Source organism: Rhodococcus sp. 27YEA6, assembly GCF_044908235.1.
GTDB lineage: Bacteria > Actinomycetota > Actinomycetes > Mycobacteriales > Mycobacteriaceae > Rhodococcus_F > Rhodococcus_F qingshengii.
Map to the genome: position 1 here is coordinate 1 of NZ_JBIYCY010000007.1, position 17,483 is coordinate 17,483.

Annotated in this window: 15 protein-coding genes and 1 pseudogene; 11 read left to right on the forward strand and 5 right to left on the reverse strand. The window is 61.8% G+C overall.

Annotation, left to right across the window (positions count from 1 at the left end):
• From ABH939_RS18825 to ABH939_RS18835, 3 genes and pseudogenes are all read right to left on the reverse strand, one after another.
• Window positions 1–239 (reverse strand): annotated as a pseudogene (locus ABH939_RS18825) (acetyl-CoA C-acyltransferase); the annotation flags it as partial.
• Window positions 236–898, reverse strand: coding sequence for a 3-oxoacid CoA-transferase subunit B (locus tag ABH939_RS18830; RefSeq protein ID WP_020906493.1), 663 nt, complete (start codon window positions 896–898; stop codon window positions 236–238). The pseudogene ABH939_RS18825 and the gene ABH939_RS18830, both read right to left, overlap by 4 nt.
• Window positions 895–1,662: a CoA transferase subunit A gene (locus ABH939_RS18835; RefSeq protein ID WP_172827097.1), complete on the reverse strand. Its 768-nt coding sequence runs from the start codon at window positions 1,660–1,662 to the stop codon at window positions 895–897. The genes ABH939_RS18830 and ABH939_RS18835 overlap by 4 nt, the downstream gene beginning before the upstream one ends.
• Window positions 1,663–1,829: 167 nt before the next feature.
• Here ABH939_RS18835 and ABH939_RS18840 point away from each other — a divergent pair, with 167 nt between their 5' ends.
• Window positions 1,830–2,609 carry an IclR family transcriptional regulator gene (locus tag ABH939_RS18840; protein ID WP_165639149.1) on the forward strand — a complete coding sequence of 260 codons (780 nt, stop codon included), beginning with the start codon at window positions 1,830–1,832 and terminating at the stop codon, window positions 2,607–2,609.
• Here ABH939_RS18840 and ABH939_RS18845 read toward each other — a convergent pair.
• A complete protein-coding gene (locus ABH939_RS18845) occupies window positions 2,606–3,208 on the reverse strand; it encodes a helix-turn-helix domain-containing protein (protein WP_064075792.1) in 603 nt (200 codons plus the stop codon). The two genes, ABH939_RS18840 and ABH939_RS18845, sit on opposite strands and share 4 nt — an antisense overlap.
• Window positions 3,209–3,320: 112 nt before the next feature.
• Here ABH939_RS18845 and ABH939_RS18850 point away from each other — a divergent pair, with 112 nt between their 5' ends.
• The 10 genes from ABH939_RS18850 to ABH939_RS18895 all read left to right on the forward strand — a co-directional run bounded on the left by ABH939_RS18850 (window position 3,321) and on the right by ABH939_RS18895 (window position 16,971).
• Entirely contained in the window at window positions 3,321–4,724 is a 1,404-nt protein-coding gene (locus tag ABH939_RS18850; RefSeq protein WP_404649945.1) for an MFS transporter, read from the forward strand.
• A gap of 109 nt (window positions 4,725–4,833) precedes the next feature.
• Window positions 4,834–6,741 (forward strand): alkyl/aryl-sulfatase, encoded by a 1,908-nt coding sequence (locus ABH939_RS18855; protein WP_063314908.1) that lies wholly within the window; start codon window positions 4,834–4,836, stop codon window positions 6,739–6,741.
• Between the two features lie 17 nt (window positions 6,742–6,758).
• The gene (locus ABH939_RS18860; protein ID WP_081557465.1) at window positions 6,759–7,739 is read left to right on the forward strand and encodes a linear amide C-N hydrolase; all 981 of its coding nucleotides are present in this window, start codon (window positions 6,759–6,761) and stop codon (window positions 7,737–7,739) included.
• 104 nt (window positions 7,740–7,843) lie between these two features.
• Window positions 7,844–9,175, forward strand: coding sequence for an MFS transporter (locus ABH939_RS18865; RefSeq protein WP_338927692.1), 1,332 nt, complete (start codon window positions 7,844–7,846; stop codon window positions 9,173–9,175).
• 46 nt (window positions 9,176–9,221) lie between these two features.
• Window positions 9,222–10,418, forward strand: coding sequence for an anhydro-N-acetylmuramic acid kinase (locus ABH939_RS18870; RefSeq protein ID WP_064075788.1), 1,197 nt, complete (start codon window positions 9,222–9,224; stop codon window positions 10,416–10,418).
• Window positions 10,415–11,290 (forward strand): MurR/RpiR family transcriptional regulator, encoded by an 876-nt coding sequence (locus tag ABH939_RS18875; RefSeq protein WP_003941452.1) that lies wholly within the window; start codon window positions 10,415–10,417, stop codon window positions 11,288–11,290. The genes ABH939_RS18870 and ABH939_RS18875 overlap by 4 nt, the downstream gene beginning before the upstream one ends.
• A 123-nt stretch (window positions 11,291–11,413) precedes the next feature.
• Window positions 11,414–12,331 (forward strand): N-acetylmuramic acid 6-phosphate etherase, encoded by a 918-nt coding sequence (murQ, locus tag ABH939_RS18880; RefSeq protein ID WP_338927949.1) that lies wholly within the window; start codon window positions 11,414–11,416, stop codon window positions 12,329–12,331.
• Entirely contained in the window at window positions 12,332–13,111 is a 780-nt protein-coding gene (gene nagB / locus ABH939_RS18885) for a glucosamine-6-phosphate deaminase (RefSeq protein ID WP_404649948.1), read from the forward strand.
• Window positions 13,112–13,171: 60 nt separating this feature from the next.
• A complete protein-coding gene (locus ABH939_RS18890) occupies window positions 13,172–14,587 on the forward strand; it encodes an FAD-dependent oxidoreductase (protein WP_064075787.1) in 1,416 nt (471 codons plus the stop codon).
• 86 nt (window positions 14,588–14,673) lie between these two features.
• Window positions 14,674–16,971, forward strand: coding sequence for a serine/threonine-protein kinase (locus ABH939_RS18895; protein WP_063314906.1), 2,298 nt, complete (start codon window positions 14,674–14,676; stop codon window positions 16,969–16,971).
• Window positions 16,972–16,998: 27 nt separating this feature from the next.
• Here ABH939_RS18895 and ABH939_RS18900 read toward each other — a convergent pair whose 3' ends face one another.
• Entirely contained in the window at window positions 16,999–17,307 is a 309-nt protein-coding gene (locus ABH939_RS18900; RefSeq protein ID WP_037129603.1) for an amphi-Trp domain-containing protein, read from the reverse strand.
• Between the last annotated feature and the right edge of the window lie 176 nt (window positions 17,308–17,483).

A 17,483-nucleotide genomic window follows, 5' to 3' on the forward strand; every position in this document is an offset into this window, starting at 1 on the left:
TTCATGGGGATGCCGGCGGCGACGGCGGCTTGGCGGGCGGGCATCTGGCCGGCGCCGGCGGTGAGGACCTGTCCCATGATGACGTAGTCGACCTGCTCGGGTGCGACTCCGGACTTGTCGAGGGCGCCCTTGATGGCGATGCCGCCGAGGTCGGACCCGGAGAGGTCTTTCAACGATCCGAGGAGTCGACCCATCGGGGTACGAGCTCCCGCGACAATCACAGTGGTCGTGTCGGTCATGCCAGTTCAACTTTCAGTTCGGTGCCGGTTGCGGCGACTACGTCTTCGACGCTGACATCGGGGGCGAGTTCACGCAGGACGAGTGGGCCTTCGTCGCTCACGTCGATGACGGCGAGGTTGGTGATGATCCGATTCACCACGCCCTGGCCGGTCAGGGGCAGGGTGCACGCGTCGACGATCTTGGGGTTGCCGTCGCGGTCGTTGTGCTCCATGACGACGATGACACGCCGGGCACCGTGGACCAGGTCCATTGCGCCGCCCATGCCCTTGACCATCTTGCCGGGGACCATCCAGTTTGCGAGGTCACCCGTCTTCGACACCTGCATACCGCCGAGGACTGCGGTGTCGATGTGGCCGCCGCGGATCATCCCGAACGAGAGGGCCGAATCAAAATATGCTGCACCGGGGTTGACGGTCACGGTCTCTTTGCCGGCGTTGATGAGGTCAGGATCGACGTTGTCCTCGGTGGGATACGGTCCGGTGCCGAGAATTCCGTTCTCCGAGTGCAGGACCACACGAACGTCCGAGCCCAGGTATCCGGGAATCAGTGTGGGAAGGCCGATTCCGAGATTGACGTACTCCCCGTCGATCATCTCTGCAGCCGCCCGCGCTGCCATCTGCTGGCGCGTCCAACCCGTCACTGTCACTGGTGCGGTCATCGTGAGGTTCCTTCCGAAGCGCTGACGGTTCGCTTTTCGATTCGCTTGTTCTGAGGGCCGGTGTGCACAATTCTCTGCACGAAGACTCCGGGCAGGTGCACCGATGCCGGGTCGATTTCACCGGGCTCGACCAGACGTTCCACCTGCGCGATGGTGACCCGTCCCGCCATCGCGGCGAGCGGGTTGAAGTTCATCGCGGTCTTGTCGAACACGAGGTTGCCGTCGGTGTCTCCGAGAACGGCGTGCACGAGTGCGTAGTCGGCGTTGATCGCCTCTTCCATCACGTAACGCTTGGTTCCGAAGACGCGAGTCTCCTTCGGAGGCGATGCAATAGCGATCGAGCCGTCGGCGTCGTAGCGCCACGGCATTCCGCCGTCGGAGATGGGGCTACCCACTCCGGCCGGTGTGAAGAATGCCGGGATTCCGGTTCCGCCGGCGCGCAGACGCTCAGCGAGCGTTCCCTGCGGCGTCAGTTCCACTTCGAGTTCGCCGGCCAGGTACTGCCGGGCGAACTCCTTGTTCTCACCGACGTACGACGCGGTCACTCGTCGGATACGGCCGGCGCTCAGCAAGATTCCGAGACCGTGATCGTCGACGCCGCAGTTGTTGGAGAACACCTCGAGCTCGGTTGCACTCGTAGCTGCGATCGCGTCGATCAACACGTCGGGGATGCCGCACAAGCCGAATCCGCCGACAGCCAGCGTTGCGCCGTCGACGATGTCGGCGACCGCCTCCGCTGCGGACTCGTACACCTTTGCTGTCATGTTCTCTCCCTGCCAAGCGTTCATTGAGTAGACACTCACTCACTTCGATATCCAGTGAACTATCTCCAGTTCACAGGTTCAAGGAATCTCGAACATCAACCGAGAACTGATCGACTACTGATCGTCTGAAGGAATTTCGTTCATTGAATGGACGCTAGGATGGCTGCATGCCAACTCACGGGCAATCGCCGGCCATGGTCGCGCGGGTGGCTGCACTTCTGCGAGCCCTCGGCGCGTCCGAACCAACGGGCACTTCCACCACGGAATTGGGCAAGGTCACCGGCCTCGCTCGGCCCACTGCGCACCGACTGCTCACGTCCCTGGCTGCCGAAGGACTGGTCGACCGTGACGCACGAACCGGTCGGTGGTCTCTCGGCCCAGAGTTGTACCTCCTGGGGGCGGCGGCCGGAAATCGGTACGACATCACCGACCGGGCCCGCGACGTCGTCGACGAACTTGCCCGGGTCACGGGGGAGAGCGCCTTCCTGTCGGCACGCCGAGGTGACGAGACCGTCTGCATCCTGAGTCAGGAAGGCAGTTTTCCACTGCGATCTCACGTGCTGCACGAGGGGAAGCGATTCCCGTTGGGGGTCGCGTCGGCGGGGCTTGCCATCTTGAGCCATCTACCGACGCGGGATGTCGACGACTATTTCGCCCGAGTGAATCTGGAATCGGAATGGGGTGAGATCCACAGTGAGGCATCAATCCGTGAGCGAATCGAGTCGACGCGTGTCACCGGGTACGCGGTCAATCCAGCCCTCATCGTCGAGGGAAGCTGGGGGATGGGTGCCGCGGTGTTCGATCGCAACGGTCGCCCGGCCTGGGCGCTGAGCCTGACCGGAGTGGAAACACGCTTCCGGCCCGCGCGTCATGCCGAGTTGGGAACGCTGCTCCTCGAGCACGCTCACACACTGTCGAACCGATTGAAAACGCATGCAGTGAACTAACTTTCGGGAACCAGGTCTTGTGCAGTAGTAGTTTTTGCCTTCGTGCGCACATGTGCCTTCTCGCCTTGCGGGCCGAAAAGATGCAAGATTTCCACCACCTGTTCATCGGCAGGCCCGAACCAGTGGGGCTCGGCAGTGTCGAACTCCGCGACTTCCCCGGGGTGTAAGAGAACCTCGTTCGCCCCCAGGATGAGACGCAGATCCCCGGCGAGGACGTAGAGCCATTCGTAGCCGGCGTGGGTGACCAGCTTCGGTGGACGCGGACCGATCACCTGCTTGAAGACCTGCACGCGGCCGGGATAGCGCGTCAACGGAACGACGGCACTGCCGTTCTTGCGTCGGCTCGGGGTGAGATGGACCCGAGGATCGCCCGTAGCGGGGGCGCCGACGAGTTGGTCCAGCGCGACCCGGTGCGCTCGGGCAAGCGGCAACAGCAGATCGAGGGTGGGACGACGCTTCCCCGATTCGAGGCGTGAGAGTGCGCTGACAGAGATGCCGGTGGCTTCGGACAGGCCCTCGAGGGTCAATCCGCGATCGCGTCGGAGCGTGCGCAGTCTCGGTCCGATATCGGTGATCAACTGCTCGAATTCAGCATCCATGCCGTCCATCTTTGCAGTTTCCGCAAAATTCTTACCGACTTCGGACGCTGGAGAGCAACGATCCTTTCGACAGTCGAGTACGGCAGAGCACTTCGAGAGATGGAGTCCGACCATGAAACCTTCGAGCGGGATCGAACCGCAAGTGATCGGACTTGATGCACGGCGGCGATGGGGCATCCTGGCGATCTGCTGCACGAGCCTGTTCGTCGTCGGGTTGGACACCACCATCGTCAACGTGGCCCTGCCGACGATCGGTGAGGGATTTCGCGTGGGAACCCGTGGTCTGGAATGGGTCGTCAACGCATACACACTCGTCCTGGCGAGCTTGCTGATCTCGTCCGGAGCAGTGGCCGATCGTTTCGGCAGGAGACGAGTCTTTCAGATCGGTCTGGTGGTTTTCGGGGTGGCGTCGATTGCCTGCGCGCTCGCTCCGTCCGTCGAGATGTTGATCGCGGCGCGGATCGTCCAAGGCGTCGGCGGGTCGATGCTCAGTCCGGTTGCCTTGGCGATCGTCGTCAACGTGATGACCGACCCGAAGGAGCGGGCCAAGGCAATCGGGGTGTGGGCCGCGGTCTTCGGCCTGAGTATGGCGGCAGGGCCGATCGTCGGCGGCGTGCTCATCGAAAGTTTCGGCTGGCGATCGGTTTTCTGGATCAACGTGCCGGTGATCTTGGCCGTGCTCGTCTTGACTGCTGTGTTTGTTCCGGAGTCCCGAGCGCAGCAGTCGCGACGACTCGATCTTCCCGGTCAGTTGCTACTGGTGATTCTTGTCGGCGGGGCGGTTGCCCTTCTGATCGAGGGTCCGCGAATCGGATGGTTCTCTGCCGCGGCGACGGCAGGGTATGTCGTTGTTGCTGCAGCGTTGGCCGCATTCATCCGCGTCGAATCACGCAAGCGCGAGCCGCTGATGGATCTGGCGCTCTTTCGTCGCAGAACGTTCTCGTCGGCTGTGGTCGGCGCTGTCGTGGTGTTCGTAGCGTTGAACGCGACGCTACTGCTCGGCACGTTCTACTTGCAGCACTCCCGCGGAATGAGTCCGGCACTGGCCGGCGCGATCACCCTTCCGATGGCTGTTGCGGCAACGGTCTGCGCGCCGTTGTCCGGAATACTCGTCGGACGCTTCGGCCCGCGGCGGCCGCTTCTCATTGCTGGTAGCTTCACGACACTCGGTGGGCTGTGCCTGGTCTCGCTCGACAACAATACGGCGATTCCGATGCTCTTGGCCGCTTACCTGTTCCTCGGTATCGGATTCGGGTTCTCGAATGCCCCGATCACCAACACCGCCGTCAACGGGTTGCCGAGATCGCAGGCGGGGCTTGCTGGTGGAATAACCTCCAGTGCACGCCAATTCGGTGCTGCTCTCGGTGTTGCGCTGGCCGGTGGCATTATCGGCGGCAGTGCATCGGTGGATGTCGCGCAGGCATCGAGGTCGGGATGGATCCTGGTTGCCGGATGTGGGATCGCGGTCCTGGTGATTGCACTCGCATCTCGGAATTCCGAGGAACTCCCCGGCTGATCACCTCGCGTGTTCGTGCGAGCTTCACCCTGCGCGGGTGATTCCAAGCGCGTGCCCAACCGATACAGATGATGGGGTATCAGATCGTCGTATCCGAGCGGGGAGTGCCATGTGCCAGACACCTAAGGACGCAACACCGGCCACAGTCACGGCGAATCGCGAGGCAGTCGCACGGTATGCCATGGACGACCGGCAGGATTTTGCCGACGCGGATCGAGGATTGATCGCTCCGTTGCCGGGCAAGGTTGTCGCCGATGACGGGCATACGGTCTTCGATCCCGATGCGATGGCATACCTCGGTGACGATGTTGCCGCGCCGGAGACAGTCAATCCGAGCCTGTGGCGTCAAGGACAACTGATGCGCCGAGGTGGTCTGTATCAGGTGACGGATCGCCTTTACCAGGTACGGAACAACGACCTGGCAAATTTGACGGTTGTCGAAGGTGGCGAGGGACTGATCGTCATCGACTGTATGGCGGGGGTCGAATCGGCGCGCCAGGGTATGAAGATGATTCGTGAGCACGTCAGCGACAAGCCAGTTTCGGCGATCATCTACACGCACACCCACATCGACCACTACGGCGGAGTCAAAGGGATCGTCGATCTGGACGACGTGACGTCCGGGCGAGTTCCGATCATCGCACCGGGCACGATCGCGTCGTTCGACAAGTTCGCGATCGGGGAAAACGTCGTCGCCGGAAATGCCATGGCGAGACGGTCCTTCTACGCCTTCGGTGGATTGCTCGATCTCGATGCCAAAGGGATGGTTACCTGCGGCATCGGCACGATCAGCACGAAAGGTCCACTTGTCTCGTATATTTCCCCCACTGACAGCATCACGGAGACCGGAACGAAGCGTGAGATAGCCGGTCTGGAATTCGAGTTCCTCTACGCGCCGGATACCGAGGCCCCGGAGGAAATGCACATCTGGATCCCCGAACTCGCCGCGCTGACCTGTGCGGAGAACGCCAATCATTCGCTCCACAACATCCAGACCTTAAGAGGTGCGCGCACTCGCGACGCTCGGAACTTCGCGCGGTATCTGGACGAGACTCTCGAACGGTGGGGAGACGACGCGACTGTTCACTACGGACCGCACACGTGGCCGGTGTGGGGTAACGAGAACCTGGTGCCGTTCATCGAATCGCAAAGGGACACTTACAAGTACATTCACGACCAGGCACTCCGTCTCGCGAACAAGGGGTACACGCCGCTCGAAGCTGCCGAGGTGATCGAACTACCGGACGAACTCGGGCGCAAGTGGTACAACCGCGGATATCACGGCACTTTGCACCACGACGTTCGCGCCGTGTACACCAAGGAACTGGGAATGTGGGACGGCGATCCGGTGTCGCTTCATCCGCATCCGCCGGTCGAATCGGCGAAGAGGTTCGTCGATCTCCTTGGCGCGCAGAAGATCCTGGACGAGGGCAAGCGCGCATTCGACGCCGCGGACTACCGATGGGCGGCAGAGATCCTGCACAAGTTGGTGTTCGCGCAACCGGAGAACACCGAAGCGAGGAATCTGCAAGCCGACGTCTACGAGCAGATGGGTTATCAAGCCGAGGGGCCGCAGTGGCGTGGGATCTATCTCTCGGCCGCATTGGAACTACGCGAGGGCGCCCAGCCTGCCCCGTACGTCACGGCAAGTCAGGACAGTGTCCTCGCGATGCCCATCGACATCCTCTTCGACTTCGTTGCAATACATCTCATCGGCGACAAGGCCACCGACGCGGAACTGCGGATCGATTTCGTGTTCACCGATCGCGGCGACGAGGCATGGACTGCGTGGGTCAAGCGCGGTGTCCTCAATGCACGTAAGGGTGCGTCACCGAACACACAACTGACGGTCTCGGGCCCGAAAGCGGCACTCGTGGGAGCGCTTCTGCAACCGGGCGCGGCCGCCGAACTGGCCAAGGCCGGGAAGATTTCGCTCGACGGAGACGAATCAGCGCTCGAGACGCTGGGAGGGTTGCTCGATACCTTCGATCCCAGTTTCAATATCGTCACGCCGTAACGAAGGGATAGTTTTCGATGTGTACACGCTTGGTCTACTTGGGGCCCAACGACACTGTGATCACTGCTCGATCGATGGATTGGAAGGTCGACCTCGGAACAAACCTCTGGGCTTTCCCGCGCGGCATGACCAGAGGGGGCTGCGCAGGTCCGAACTCGATACAGTGGACGTCGAAATACGGAAGTGTTGTCGCGACGGCCTACGACATGTGCACGACCGACGGGGTCAACGAGGCTGGACTGTCTGCCAATCTCTTGTGGTTGGTCGAGTCCGAGTACCCGACGTATGACGGTTCGACCCCGGGATTGTCGATCGCGGCGTGGGCGCAATACGTCCTGGATCGCTTTGCGACAGTTCAGGAAGCGGTCGAAGTACTCGCGTCGGAACCGTTCACGGTAGTGACCGCTGCCGTTCCCGGCGAAGACCGCCTCGCAACGCTGCACATGTCGCTCTCGGACGCCGGGGGAGACAGCGCGATCATCGAGTACGTCGGTGGACGCCCGACGATTCATCACAGCCGTGAGTACCAGGTGATGACCAATTCGCCGATCTTCGATCAGCAACTCGCCGTCAACGAGTACTGGAAGCAGATCAACGGGACCGTCATGCTGCCCGGAACAAACCGTGCCGCTGACAGATTCGCTCGGGCGTCGTTCTATGTCGATGCGATACCGCAGACGGACGATCCGCGGGCGGCGTTGGCATCCACCTTCAGTGTTATTCGGAATGTGTCGGTGCCCCTGGGGATTTCGACTCCCGATGAGCCCAACATTTCATCGACCCGTTGGCGCACCGTCGTCGATCACAAACGCACGCTCTATTTCTTCGAGTCGGCGATGACGCCCAATACCTTCTGGGTGGACGTGGCGTCGATGGATCTCGCGGAAGGGACACCCGTCCGAAAGCTCGGACTCGGACCGAACGAGAGCACCGTCTATTCCGGTGACTCCACTGACCAGTTCGAACGGGCGGAGGCATTCACGTTCGCGGGAGCATAAGGCTTCGGGGCGTAGTAAAAATCCAATCGTGAAACTTCTTGACATTTCGACTCCGTTCAGATGAAACTTTGTTGCATATTCGGGTTTCGTCAACGGAGGACGGCATGGGCATCACAGTGCAGACACGGAACGATGGTGCGCAGCTCAAACGGCGCAGGGCGCTCGTCGCCGGCTCCGTCGGAAATTTCATCGAGTGGTACGAGTTCGGTGTGTACGGGTTCTTCGCGACGATCATCGCGTCGAACTTCTTCAGCGCCGACGGCTCCGGCGACCTCGAAAGCCTGATCAAGACCTACGCGTCGTTTGCGTTGGCGTTTTTCTTCCGCCCAGTGGGGGCCGCGCTGTTCGGTCGACTCGGTGACCGCATCGGCCGACGTCCCACCCTGGTGATCGTTCTTCTGCTGATGTCGGCTGCGACGACCCTGATCGGTGTGCTCCCCACCTACGAGAGCGTCGGAATTCTGGCACCGCTTCTCCTGACGGTCCTTCGAATTCTGCAGGGATTGTCGGCCGGTGGTGAGTTCGGCGGTGCAGTGTCGGTGATGACCGAGTTCGCTCCGCCCGGACGACGTGGGCTGTACGGCTCGTGGCAGTCGTTCACCGTCGCACTCGGACTGCTCGCCGGTGCGGGGATCGCAGCACTCCTCGCCACTGTCCTCGACCCGGGACAGCTCGGTGACTGGGGCTGGCGCATTCCGTTCCTCCTTGCACTTCCGATGGGTCTGGTTGCTCTGTGGCTCAGGCTCCGCCTCGAAGAAACGCCGTCGTTCGAGCGTGCTCGATCAGTCCAGTCCGAACCGACAGCTGATGAAGCGGCGCCTGTAGTGCAGCCGACTGTCGGAGAGACAGCCAAGGCGATTCTGCTCGGAATCGGGCGGTTGATGGGGTGGTCTGCTGCCGGTTACACGTTCCTCGTCGTGATGCCGACTTATCTTCAGAGTTCACTCAACGCGACTTTCCATCAGGCACTTGTTGCTTCCGTGCTCGCCAATGCGGGCTTCGCGGTGACCATTCCGATCGCGGGCGGACTCAGCGATCGCATCGGACGACGCGCGGTCATGCTCACCGGCACCGTGATAATTCTGGTCTTGGCTCTGCCGCTGCTCAACGTCCTGCAGAACGAGCAGACGTCTTTGACAGCCAAGGGATTTGCAGTGTTTGCCGCCGGCGCCGCAGTGGGACTTGTTGCCGGACCCGGACCCGCCATGCTCTCCGAGATGTTCCCCACCTCGGTTCGGTACACCGGATTGGGACTCGCATACTCCCTGTCCAACGCGGTCTTTTCGGGCTGCGCCGGTTTGATCATCACGTGGCTGATCAAGGAAACGTCCAATCTCGATATTCCGGCCTACTTCGTGATGGCAACGTGCGCCGTCAGTGCGATCGCCTTGAGTACCTTGCGAGGAAATGCCCACAAGCGGGCACTCGTCGACTGACCGCAGCTTTTCCGAATGCCGAAACGATCCGAGTAAGGGATATTTCATGAGAGTCATCGGCCTGATGTCCGGTACTTCGTACGACGCTATCGATGCTGCCGCAGCAGACATCCGGATCGACGGGGACACTCTTGTGCTCACCCCACTGGGCATGGTCAGCGAACCGTATTCCGGTGAGTTGCGGGCTGCGGTGGCGGCTGCGGTACCGCCGGCGTCCACCACTGTCGGTCAGATCTGCCAACTCGACACCGAGATCGGACAGGCATTTGCGGCCGTCGCTGCGCGGGCGAACGAGGAACTGTGCGGTGGCAGTGCGGAATTGATCTCCTCACATGGTCAGACGATGTTCCACTGGGTCGAAGGAGCGCAAGTAAAAGGCACTCTCCAGCTCGGGCAGCCGGCCTGGATAGCCGAGAAGACCGGATGCACGGTCGTGTCGGACCTGCGCTCTCGCGACGTGGCGACGGGTGGTCAGGGCGCACCACTGGTCAGCGCATTCGACGTATTGTGGCTCAACGGAAGAACTTCGGGTTCCGTCGCGCTCAATCTCGGTGGCATCGCGAACGTCACTGCTCCGGGAGGCGTCCCGACATCGACGGCAGATGGTGCCGCAGTACCGATTGCCTTCGACACCGGCCCCGCAAATGCGCTGATCGACGCTGCGGTCAGCGAATTCACCGCGGGGGAGCAGTGGTTCGATCTCGGAGGTGCTCTGGGCGCAGCCGGCACACCGAACGTCGATCTGCTCGCACAACTACTGAGCGAACCGTATTACGCGCAGCCCGCTCCCAAGAGCACAGGCAAGGAATTGTTCCATCGGGACTACCTACTCGCCGCACTGCGGGGCTACGAATCCTTGTCTCTGGCCGACATCGTCGCGACACTGACTGCACTGACCGCCCGGACCGTCGCCGATTCCGTCAAAGCGCTGGCGGCTACCGAAGTGGTGGTGTCAGGCGGTGGCACCAAGAACCCGACGTTGATGGCGATGCTCCGTGACGAACTGGGCGACATCGCGCTTGTCCCTTCGGACGAGCTCGGCGTCACTTCCGACATCAAGGAAGCATTGGCTTTCGCGGTTCTCGGCTATCTCACCGCACACGGATTGCCTGGAAGCATCGCTTCGTGCACCGGTGCGCGTCACGCCAGTGTGCTCGGATCTCTGACGCCAGGAAGCCGTGGGCTGCCTAGAATCACATCGGTGCCGTCAGCTCCGAAAACGATGCGAATCGAGGCGTTATGACTTTGGACCGGAGTGCTCCGGCGTCCGTCGACCTGCTTGCTCGTATTCGTGCATCACTGAGTAGCCTCTCGCCTGCCGAGCTGCGGATCGCCGAAATCATCGAAGCCGACCCCAGTCTGGCCTCCACCCTGACGGTCAACGACCTCGCCGAACGAGCGTCGACAAGCACGGCGACAGTGGTCCGCACAGCCAAACGACTCGGTTTCGAGGGTTATCCACAGCTTCGTCTCGCGCTGGCGGCGATCAGCGGGTCCGGTACAGAGAACACGATCCCGCTCGGTGTGGACATCGTTGCTGCCGACTCGGCCGGTGAGGTGATGGCCAAGCTCGCCGAGTTCGAATCCGAACAACTCAAGGGCACGGCGCAATTGACAGATCCTGCTGCGCTCGAAGAAGTTGTGTCCCGGATTCGATCCGCCCGCCGCGTCGAGGTCTACGGCATCGGCGCCTCTGGCATCGTCGCGCAAGACCTCACGTTGAAGCTCTCTCGCATCGACGTCAACTGCCGGGTTCATCTCGACCGAGACGCGGCCATGGTCAGCGCCAGCTTGCTCGGACCGGACGACATCGCAGTGGGGATCTCACATTCGGGTGAGACTTCGGATGTCGTGGAACCACTTGCCCTTGCCCGTCGAACCGGGGCGTCGACGGCTGCGATCACCGGAGGGGCACGATCGACGCTCGCCGTGCAGTCACATCACGTTCTGCTCACTGCCGGTAGAGAATTCGGTTTCCGATCGGCTGCGATGGCAAGCCGCACCGGTCAGCTGTTGGTAGTCGACACAATTTTTGCGATGGTGGCGCACTCGCTGCCCAGCGCACTCTCTGCTCTGCAACGAAGCCATGATGCCATTGCTTCGAAGCGGCACTGACGAGGAGTCGTCGCTGTGAGTACTGACGAGGAGTCGTCGCTGTGAGTACTGACGAGGAGTCGTCGCTGTGAGTACTGACGAGGAGTCGTCGTAATGAATATCGATCGAGGAGGACTCGCCACAATGCAATTGGAAATGCTCTCCACCGAGAGACCCAACCCTCTGACCCGCGATCTCGATGTCATGTCGGTGTCGGGTCTGCTGACGGTGATGAATCAACAGGACGCAATCGTGGCCGGCGCGGTGGCAGCGGTACTACCCACCATCGAAGCCGCAGTCGACTTGATCGTCGCGGCCCGAGCACAAGGTGGTCGACTGATCTACCTGGGAGCGGGGACAAGTGGGCGTCTGGGAGTTCTCGACGCGGTGGAATGCCCTCCGACGTTCGGGACCGATCCGGGCGAGGTGATCGGCATCATCGCCGGTGGCCCTGGAGCGTTTCTGAACGCCGTCGAGGGGGCAGAGGACGATCCGCGAGCGGCTGGGGTCGATCTCGACGCAATCTCGTTGAACGCCAACGACGTCGTGGTGGGTCTGGCTGCCAGCGGTCGTACCCCCTACGTCATCGGGGGACTCGATCACGCCCGCGAACTCGGCGCTGCAACAGTGGCAGTCTCGTGCAACCGGAACGCGGCAATGAGTTCTCACGCCGGCGTGGCCATCGAAGTGGAGACCGGCCCCGAAATCCTCACCGGATCGACGAGGCTCAAGGCCGGAACTGCGCAGAAGATGGTGTGCAACATGCTCTCCACGGCGAGTATGGTTCGCTCCGGGAAGGCATTCCACAATCTGATGGTCGATCTTCGGCCGACCAATGCCAAGCTTGTCGATCGTGCGAACCGGATCGTCGCGGCAGCCACCGGAGTCGATACCGAGATCGCTGCGGAGACCATCGACAATGCCGATGGTCATGTGAAGGCAGCGGTCGTCATGTTGTTGGCCGAATGCGACTTCGCCGAAGCAACCGAACTGTTGGACCGCGCTTCGGGTTCGGTACGTGAGGCCATCGTCGGAGCCGGCAAGAGCAGTGAGGAAGTCTGAATGGAAATCGTCATAGTTCCCAGTCCGGAGGACGGCGGGCGAATCGCTGCCGATATCGTTTGCGGCGCAATCGAAAACGGAGCGCGGACGCTCGGCCTCGCGACCGGATCGTCACCGCTGCACACGTATCGAGAGCTGATCAAGAGGCATCGAGAATCGGGAGTGTCGTTCGCGGCGATGAGCGCGTATCTTCTCGACGAGTATGTAGGTCTCACGTCCGATCAGCCGCAGTCCTACGCGCACACCATCCGCACGGAACTCGTGGATCACCTCGACATCGACAATGCGCGAGTGTTCAGCCCCGACGGCGGGGCCGCGGATCCCAGTGACGCGGCCCGGCGTTACGACGCTGCCATCGCCGAAAACGGTCCCATCGACGTGCAGATCCTCGGCATCGGCCTGAACGGACACATCGGTTTCAACGAGCCCTCCTCCTCGCTTGCATCGCGCACCCGAGTGAAGACCTTGACCGAGAGGACCCGCGCCGACAATGCACGGTTCTTCGCAGACCCAGCCGACGTACCGCATCATGTGATCACGCAAGGGCTCGGAACCATCAGGGATGCAAGGCATCTCGTCCTGATCGCGGACGGCGCCCGCAAAGCGCCCGCCGTCCGGGCCGCGGTCGAAGGTCCGGTCTCGGCATTCTGCCCGGCGTCGGTGCTGCAGCTGCATCCACACGTGACCGTCATAGTCGACGAGGCAGCTGCCGGCGAACTCCAACTAGCGGACTTCTACCGCTACACAACCGAGCACAAGCCTGCAGAGCAAGGTTACTGAAAAGCGGGCTGCTGAAAGCGGACTTGATCTCCAGCGCAGTTGAGGTCCTAGCCTCGGGGGATGATCAACGCCAGAGGTCCAGCGGTATCCCCGCCTGCGGCGCCCCGATTCTTCTCACCACCGCTCAGTGTCGCGATCGTCGGAGCGGGGCCGGCGGGAATCCACGCCGCCGGCGCTCTCGCCGAACTTGCGCCCGGCACCAAGACAGACGTGTTCGAGCGTCTACCGACGCCGTACGGACTGGTGCGCTACGGTCTCGCACCAGGGCACCCCGAGTCCGAAAAGTTCGCCCATTCTCTGCACACCACGCTGGTCGCCAGTGAGTTCCGGCTGTTCTGCAACGTGGAGATCGGAAAGGACCTTTCCGTCGATGACCTACGTTCGTCCTACGATGCCGTGATCATTGCAACCGGTGCGCCGCGGGATGCACCTCTCGACATTCTCGGCGTCGAGCTTCCAGGTTCTTTCGGTGGCGCCGAGTTTGTCGGTTGGTACAACGATCACCCGGACAGCTCGCCGCAGTGGCCGCTGAACGCGGAATCGGTCGCAGTGATCGGAGGTGGCAACGTCGCACTCGACGTCACCCGTATGCTCCTCGCCGAGGCGCAATCGCTGCAGGCCACGGACGTCTCCGACCAAGTTCGGGAAGGGATCGCCGGCAGTCGAGTTCGCGAAGTACACATCTTTGTCCGGCGCGGACCAGCCGACGCTCGCTTCTCCCCGAACGAGTTGCGCGCTCTCGGTGAACTACCCGGCGTAGATGTTGTCGTCGATTCTGTCGATGTCGTACCGGACCGGCATGTCGAGCGGATGACCAAACAGTTGGTGCACACCCGACTGGCAGTCGAGACACTCCGTGGTTTCGCGGACACTGCGCCTGCCGACCGAACTGCCCAGCGTCGAGTTCACCTGCACTTCTACCGACAGCCCGTGGAGATTCTCGGCAACGGGAAAGTCGAGGCACTCCGCGTCGAGCGGACAGTCCCGGACGGATACGGTCACGTCACCGCTTCGGGTATCTGTACCGACTATCCGGTTCAAGCTGTGTACCGGGCAATCGGATTTCTCGGGACGCCACTTGCCGGGGTGCCTTTCGATCACGGACGCGGCAATGTTGCGCACCAGGGCGGCGCAGCGGTCGACGAGAGCGGCTCGCCGATCGCAGGTTTGTTCGTGACGGGCTGGATGAAGCGAGGTGCCGCCGGGCTGATCGGTGCGGCTCGGCCTGATGCACGCCAAACCGTCGAAACCTTGCTGCGACAGTTGGATTCGGCATACGAGCGTCGAGCCGGCCACGGCCGGATCGCGGAGGTCCTCAGGGCCGGCAGAGTGGTGCCCGTCGATTGGGACGGATGGCTTCGCATCGATGCCGCCGAACGTGCCCTCGGTGTGAAGCATGGGCGTGATCGGATCAAAATCAAAGAGCGCGACGAACTCGTTCGCATCGGCACGGAGTCGGCAGTTCACGCCGAATAGATTCGCTGGGGTCTGGAGTACCACCGGGGTTACGCTGAAGTGAGTCACTCCGATTCATTGTGATCGAGGTGCGGAACAGAAGTGTCATGAATGAACGTGGTGCGCAGGCCAGTGACGCGACAATCGCGAGCGGGCCCCTGACCGAACGGGGCACCGTCACCGAGTTGCGCCCCTCAACGCTGCCGGTGATGCGTGACGGCCAGAACGGTGCAGACGGCCTCGGCCGCCTTGTGGCGGATTGGGAGGAGGGACGAACCCCGTCCGACCTGAGCGACTATCTGCCTGATCCAGCCAAGATTCGTCGGGCGGCGCTGATCGAACTGGTCGGAATCGACATGGAGTACCGCTGGCTGAAAAATGATTGCCCGAAACGGCTCACGGATTACTGTGCCGAGTATCCCGAATTACTCGAAGAACCATTACCGGCCGAGCTCCTGTACGAGGAGTTCCGGCTGCGGAAGCAGGGTGGGGAGGACGTCGCAGCAGCCGAGTACCTCAGCGAGTTTCCCTTGCAGGCAGAGAGTTTCGAGCAGATGTTCGACCGTGATTCGATGGCCGGTCGCGAAGACGTGATGATGTTGGGACTCTCGGGTTTCGACGAGTTCGAAATCGGGCAGCACCTGGACGATTTCGAACTGGTGTTGGAACTCGGGCACGGCGCATTCGCCCGAGTGTTCCTCGCTCGGCAACTCTCGATGCAGCGGTGGGTTGCGTTGAAAATCTCGCGCAACATTGGAGTCGAGCCACAGACTCTCGCCCAGCTCGACCATCCCAACATCGTCCGGGTCTTCGATCAACGGCTGCTCGAGGAACGCGCACTGCGAGTCCTGTTCATGGAATACGTGCCGGGTGGGACCCTGCTCGACGTGGTCAAACTTGTCCGCGTGACACCGCAGGCCCAGCGGTCCGGACAACTACTTCTCGACGCCATCGACAAGACCCTGGCGAAGAAGGGAGAGATGAAGCCCAGCGAGACGAGCCTGCGGAGCGAGATCGCTGCGATGTCGTGGCCGGAGACCGTGGCCTGGATGGGGATGCGACTGGCCGATGCCCTCGAGTATGCGCGTGAGCACGGCGTATTACATCGGGACATCAAGCCGGCGAATGTCCTGCTCAGCGTCGAAGGCATCCCCAAGCTCGCCGACTTCAACGTCAGCTCGAGCGAGGAGGTCTCGACCGAGGACGCTGCATGTTTTGTCGGAGGCTCGCTTGCCTACATGTCTCCGGAGCAATTGGAGGCCTGTGCGGTGGGGGCGCCTGGCACACTCGACACCCGTAGCGACATCTATGCACTGGGCGTGATGTTGTGGGAACTCCTCACCGGGAGTAGGCCTTTCACGGACGACGGTACGGGGGAGAGCCCACCGTCGCCCAAGAAGGCGCTCGAGGCCCGCCGGCGCGGGGTGGATCCCGCAGCCGAGGCACGGCTACCGGACGACTGTCCGCCGGCGCTGCGCCGAGTTCTGGTCAAGTCTCTCTCGCCGGAGAGAGACGGAAGGTGGTCTGGCGGCCGAAAGTTGGCTCGTCAGTTCGCACTGTGTCTGGACCGGTCTGCTCGCAATCTGGTGGACCCACCGGAAGGGAGTCCACGTTCGACGTTGTGGAAGTGGGCGCTGCCGATAGTGCTTGCCGCGATCGGAATTCCGAATCTTCTTGCGGCGGGCTACAACTACTATTACAACAAGATGCTGATCATCTCGGGTCTCTCGCCGCAGGCTCAGCAGCATCTCGAGCAGGTTCATCTGGTCATCGGGGTGGCTGCGTTCTCTCTCGGTGCCGCAGCGATCCTGTATTGGTGTCGGCTTGCACTCACCGTGCCTGACGGACTGCGCAACGGTCAGACGTACAGCGCGGAGGTCTTGAACAAAGCGCGTACCGCGACGCTGAATGTCGGACATCGCGCGGTGGTGATCGCATTCGGTCTGTGGGTTCTGGCCGGTATCGCATATCCGGTCGCATTGCAGATTGCCGCCGGCGGAATTCCGCAGCGAGCCTACGTGCACCTGATGTCGTCGCTGGCGGTGTGCGGCGCCGTCGCAGTCGCGTATCCGTTCTTCATCCTGACGTACTACTCGGTTCGATGTCTGTATCCGATCTTGTTGTCACACGGCGAGTTACGAAGCGATGACGGACGCGATATTCGCTCGTTGGGTCGGAGCAGCACGCGTTACCTCGCAGTCGCGGCGTCGGTTCCACTGGTGGGAATCGCGGGGCTCAGTTTTGTCGGTTCGGGTGCCGGTGAGGAACTCAACGCAACAGTCCGTGCGCTGTGTTTGGGCGGGATCGCCGGATTCATCGTTGTGTATCAACTGTTTCGACGGATCGAAAGTGACCTCCGAGCACTGCTGCGCGTCGTGTCTCTCGAGGTGTCGGCGTCTCCGTAAGTGCCGAACAACCGTATTCGAGTCGGCCTATGTGGAAGTGCTCTTGCGTGGTCGGCTGCGACGAACTGCTTTGGTGCGAGGCGGAGACTTCTCTTCCGATTCTTCCTGAGGGTCGTCGCGCCAGTGAATCTCGATTTCTATCTCGACTTCGTTGCCGTCGACTTCGATCTCGAGTTCCCACCGAACCTGTTCCGGAACACTGATTTCGATCGAGTCCCCACCCGACCCCAGCTCCACTTCCGATCCACTGGCGAGGGCTTGGCCGAGGGCGATGAGTCGGTCGGCGACTTCCTGCCGTGAGAGTTCTGACTTCCTCTTGATCTCCAGTTTGGGCACGAGCACTCCTGACCTCGGCGGATTCTCCCTTTCACGGTAGTTGGACGAAGGGGAGATTGTCGGAGTTTGTGGAACCACACAGCGGGACGCGTCGACGCGCAACAAACCTGAAGGCGCTGTTGGGGGCGTGAGAAACAGCGAGGAATCCGGCTCACTTCCAGCACGGACGAATCGGT

Bases quoted from the DNA above. Each gene is read 5' to 3' on its own strand.
- ABH939_RS18830 (WP_020906493.1), bottom strand. From the start codon at position 898: ATGACCGCACCAGTGACAGTGACGGGTTGGACGCGCCAGCAGATGGCA.
- ABH939_RS18835 (WP_172827097.1), bottom strand. From the start codon at position 1,662: ATGACAGCAAAGGTGTACGAGTCCGCAGCGGAGGCGGTCGCCGACATC.
- ABH939_RS18840 (WP_165639149.1), top strand. From the start codon at position 1,830: ATGCCAACTCACGGGCAATCGCCGGCCATGGTCGCGCGGGTGGCTGCA.
- ABH939_RS18845 (WP_064075792.1), bottom strand. From the start codon at position 3,208: ATGGATGCTGAATTCGAGCAGTTGATCACCGATATCGGACCGAGACTG.
- ABH939_RS18850 (WP_404649945.1), top strand. From the start codon at position 3,321: ATGAAACCTTCGAGCGGGATCGAACCGCAAGTGATCGGACTTGATGCA.
- ABH939_RS18855 (WP_063314908.1), top strand. From the start codon at position 4,834: ATGTGCCAGACACCTAAGGACGCAACACCGGCCACAGTCACGGCGAAT.
- ABH939_RS18860 (WP_081557465.1), top strand. From the start codon at position 6,759: ATGTGTACACGCTTGGTCTACTTGGGGCCCAACGACACTGTGATCACT.
- ABH939_RS18865 (WP_338927692.1), top strand. From the start codon at position 7,844: ATGGGCATCACAGTGCAGACACGGAACGATGGTGCGCAGCTCAAACGG.
- ABH939_RS18870 (WP_064075788.1), top strand. From the start codon at position 9,222: ATGAGAGTCATCGGCCTGATGTCCGGTACTTCGTACGACGCTATCGAT.
- ABH939_RS18875 (WP_003941452.1), top strand. From the start codon at position 10,415: ATGACTTTGGACCGGAGTGCTCCGGCGTCCGTCGACCTGCTTGCTCGT.
- murQ (WP_338927949.1), top strand. From the start codon at position 11,414: ATGCAATTGGAAATGCTCTCCACCGAGAGACCCAACCCTCTGACCCGC.
- nagB (WP_404649948.1), top strand. From the start codon at position 12,332: ATGGAAATCGTCATAGTTCCCAGTCCGGAGGACGGCGGGCGAATCGCT.
- ABH939_RS18890 (WP_064075787.1), top strand. From the start codon at position 13,172: ATGATCAACGCCAGAGGTCCAGCGGTATCCCCGCCTGCGGCGCCCCGA.
- ABH939_RS18895 (WP_063314906.1), top strand. From the start codon at position 14,674: ATGAATGAACGTGGTGCGCAGGCCAGTGACGCGACAATCGCGAGCGGG.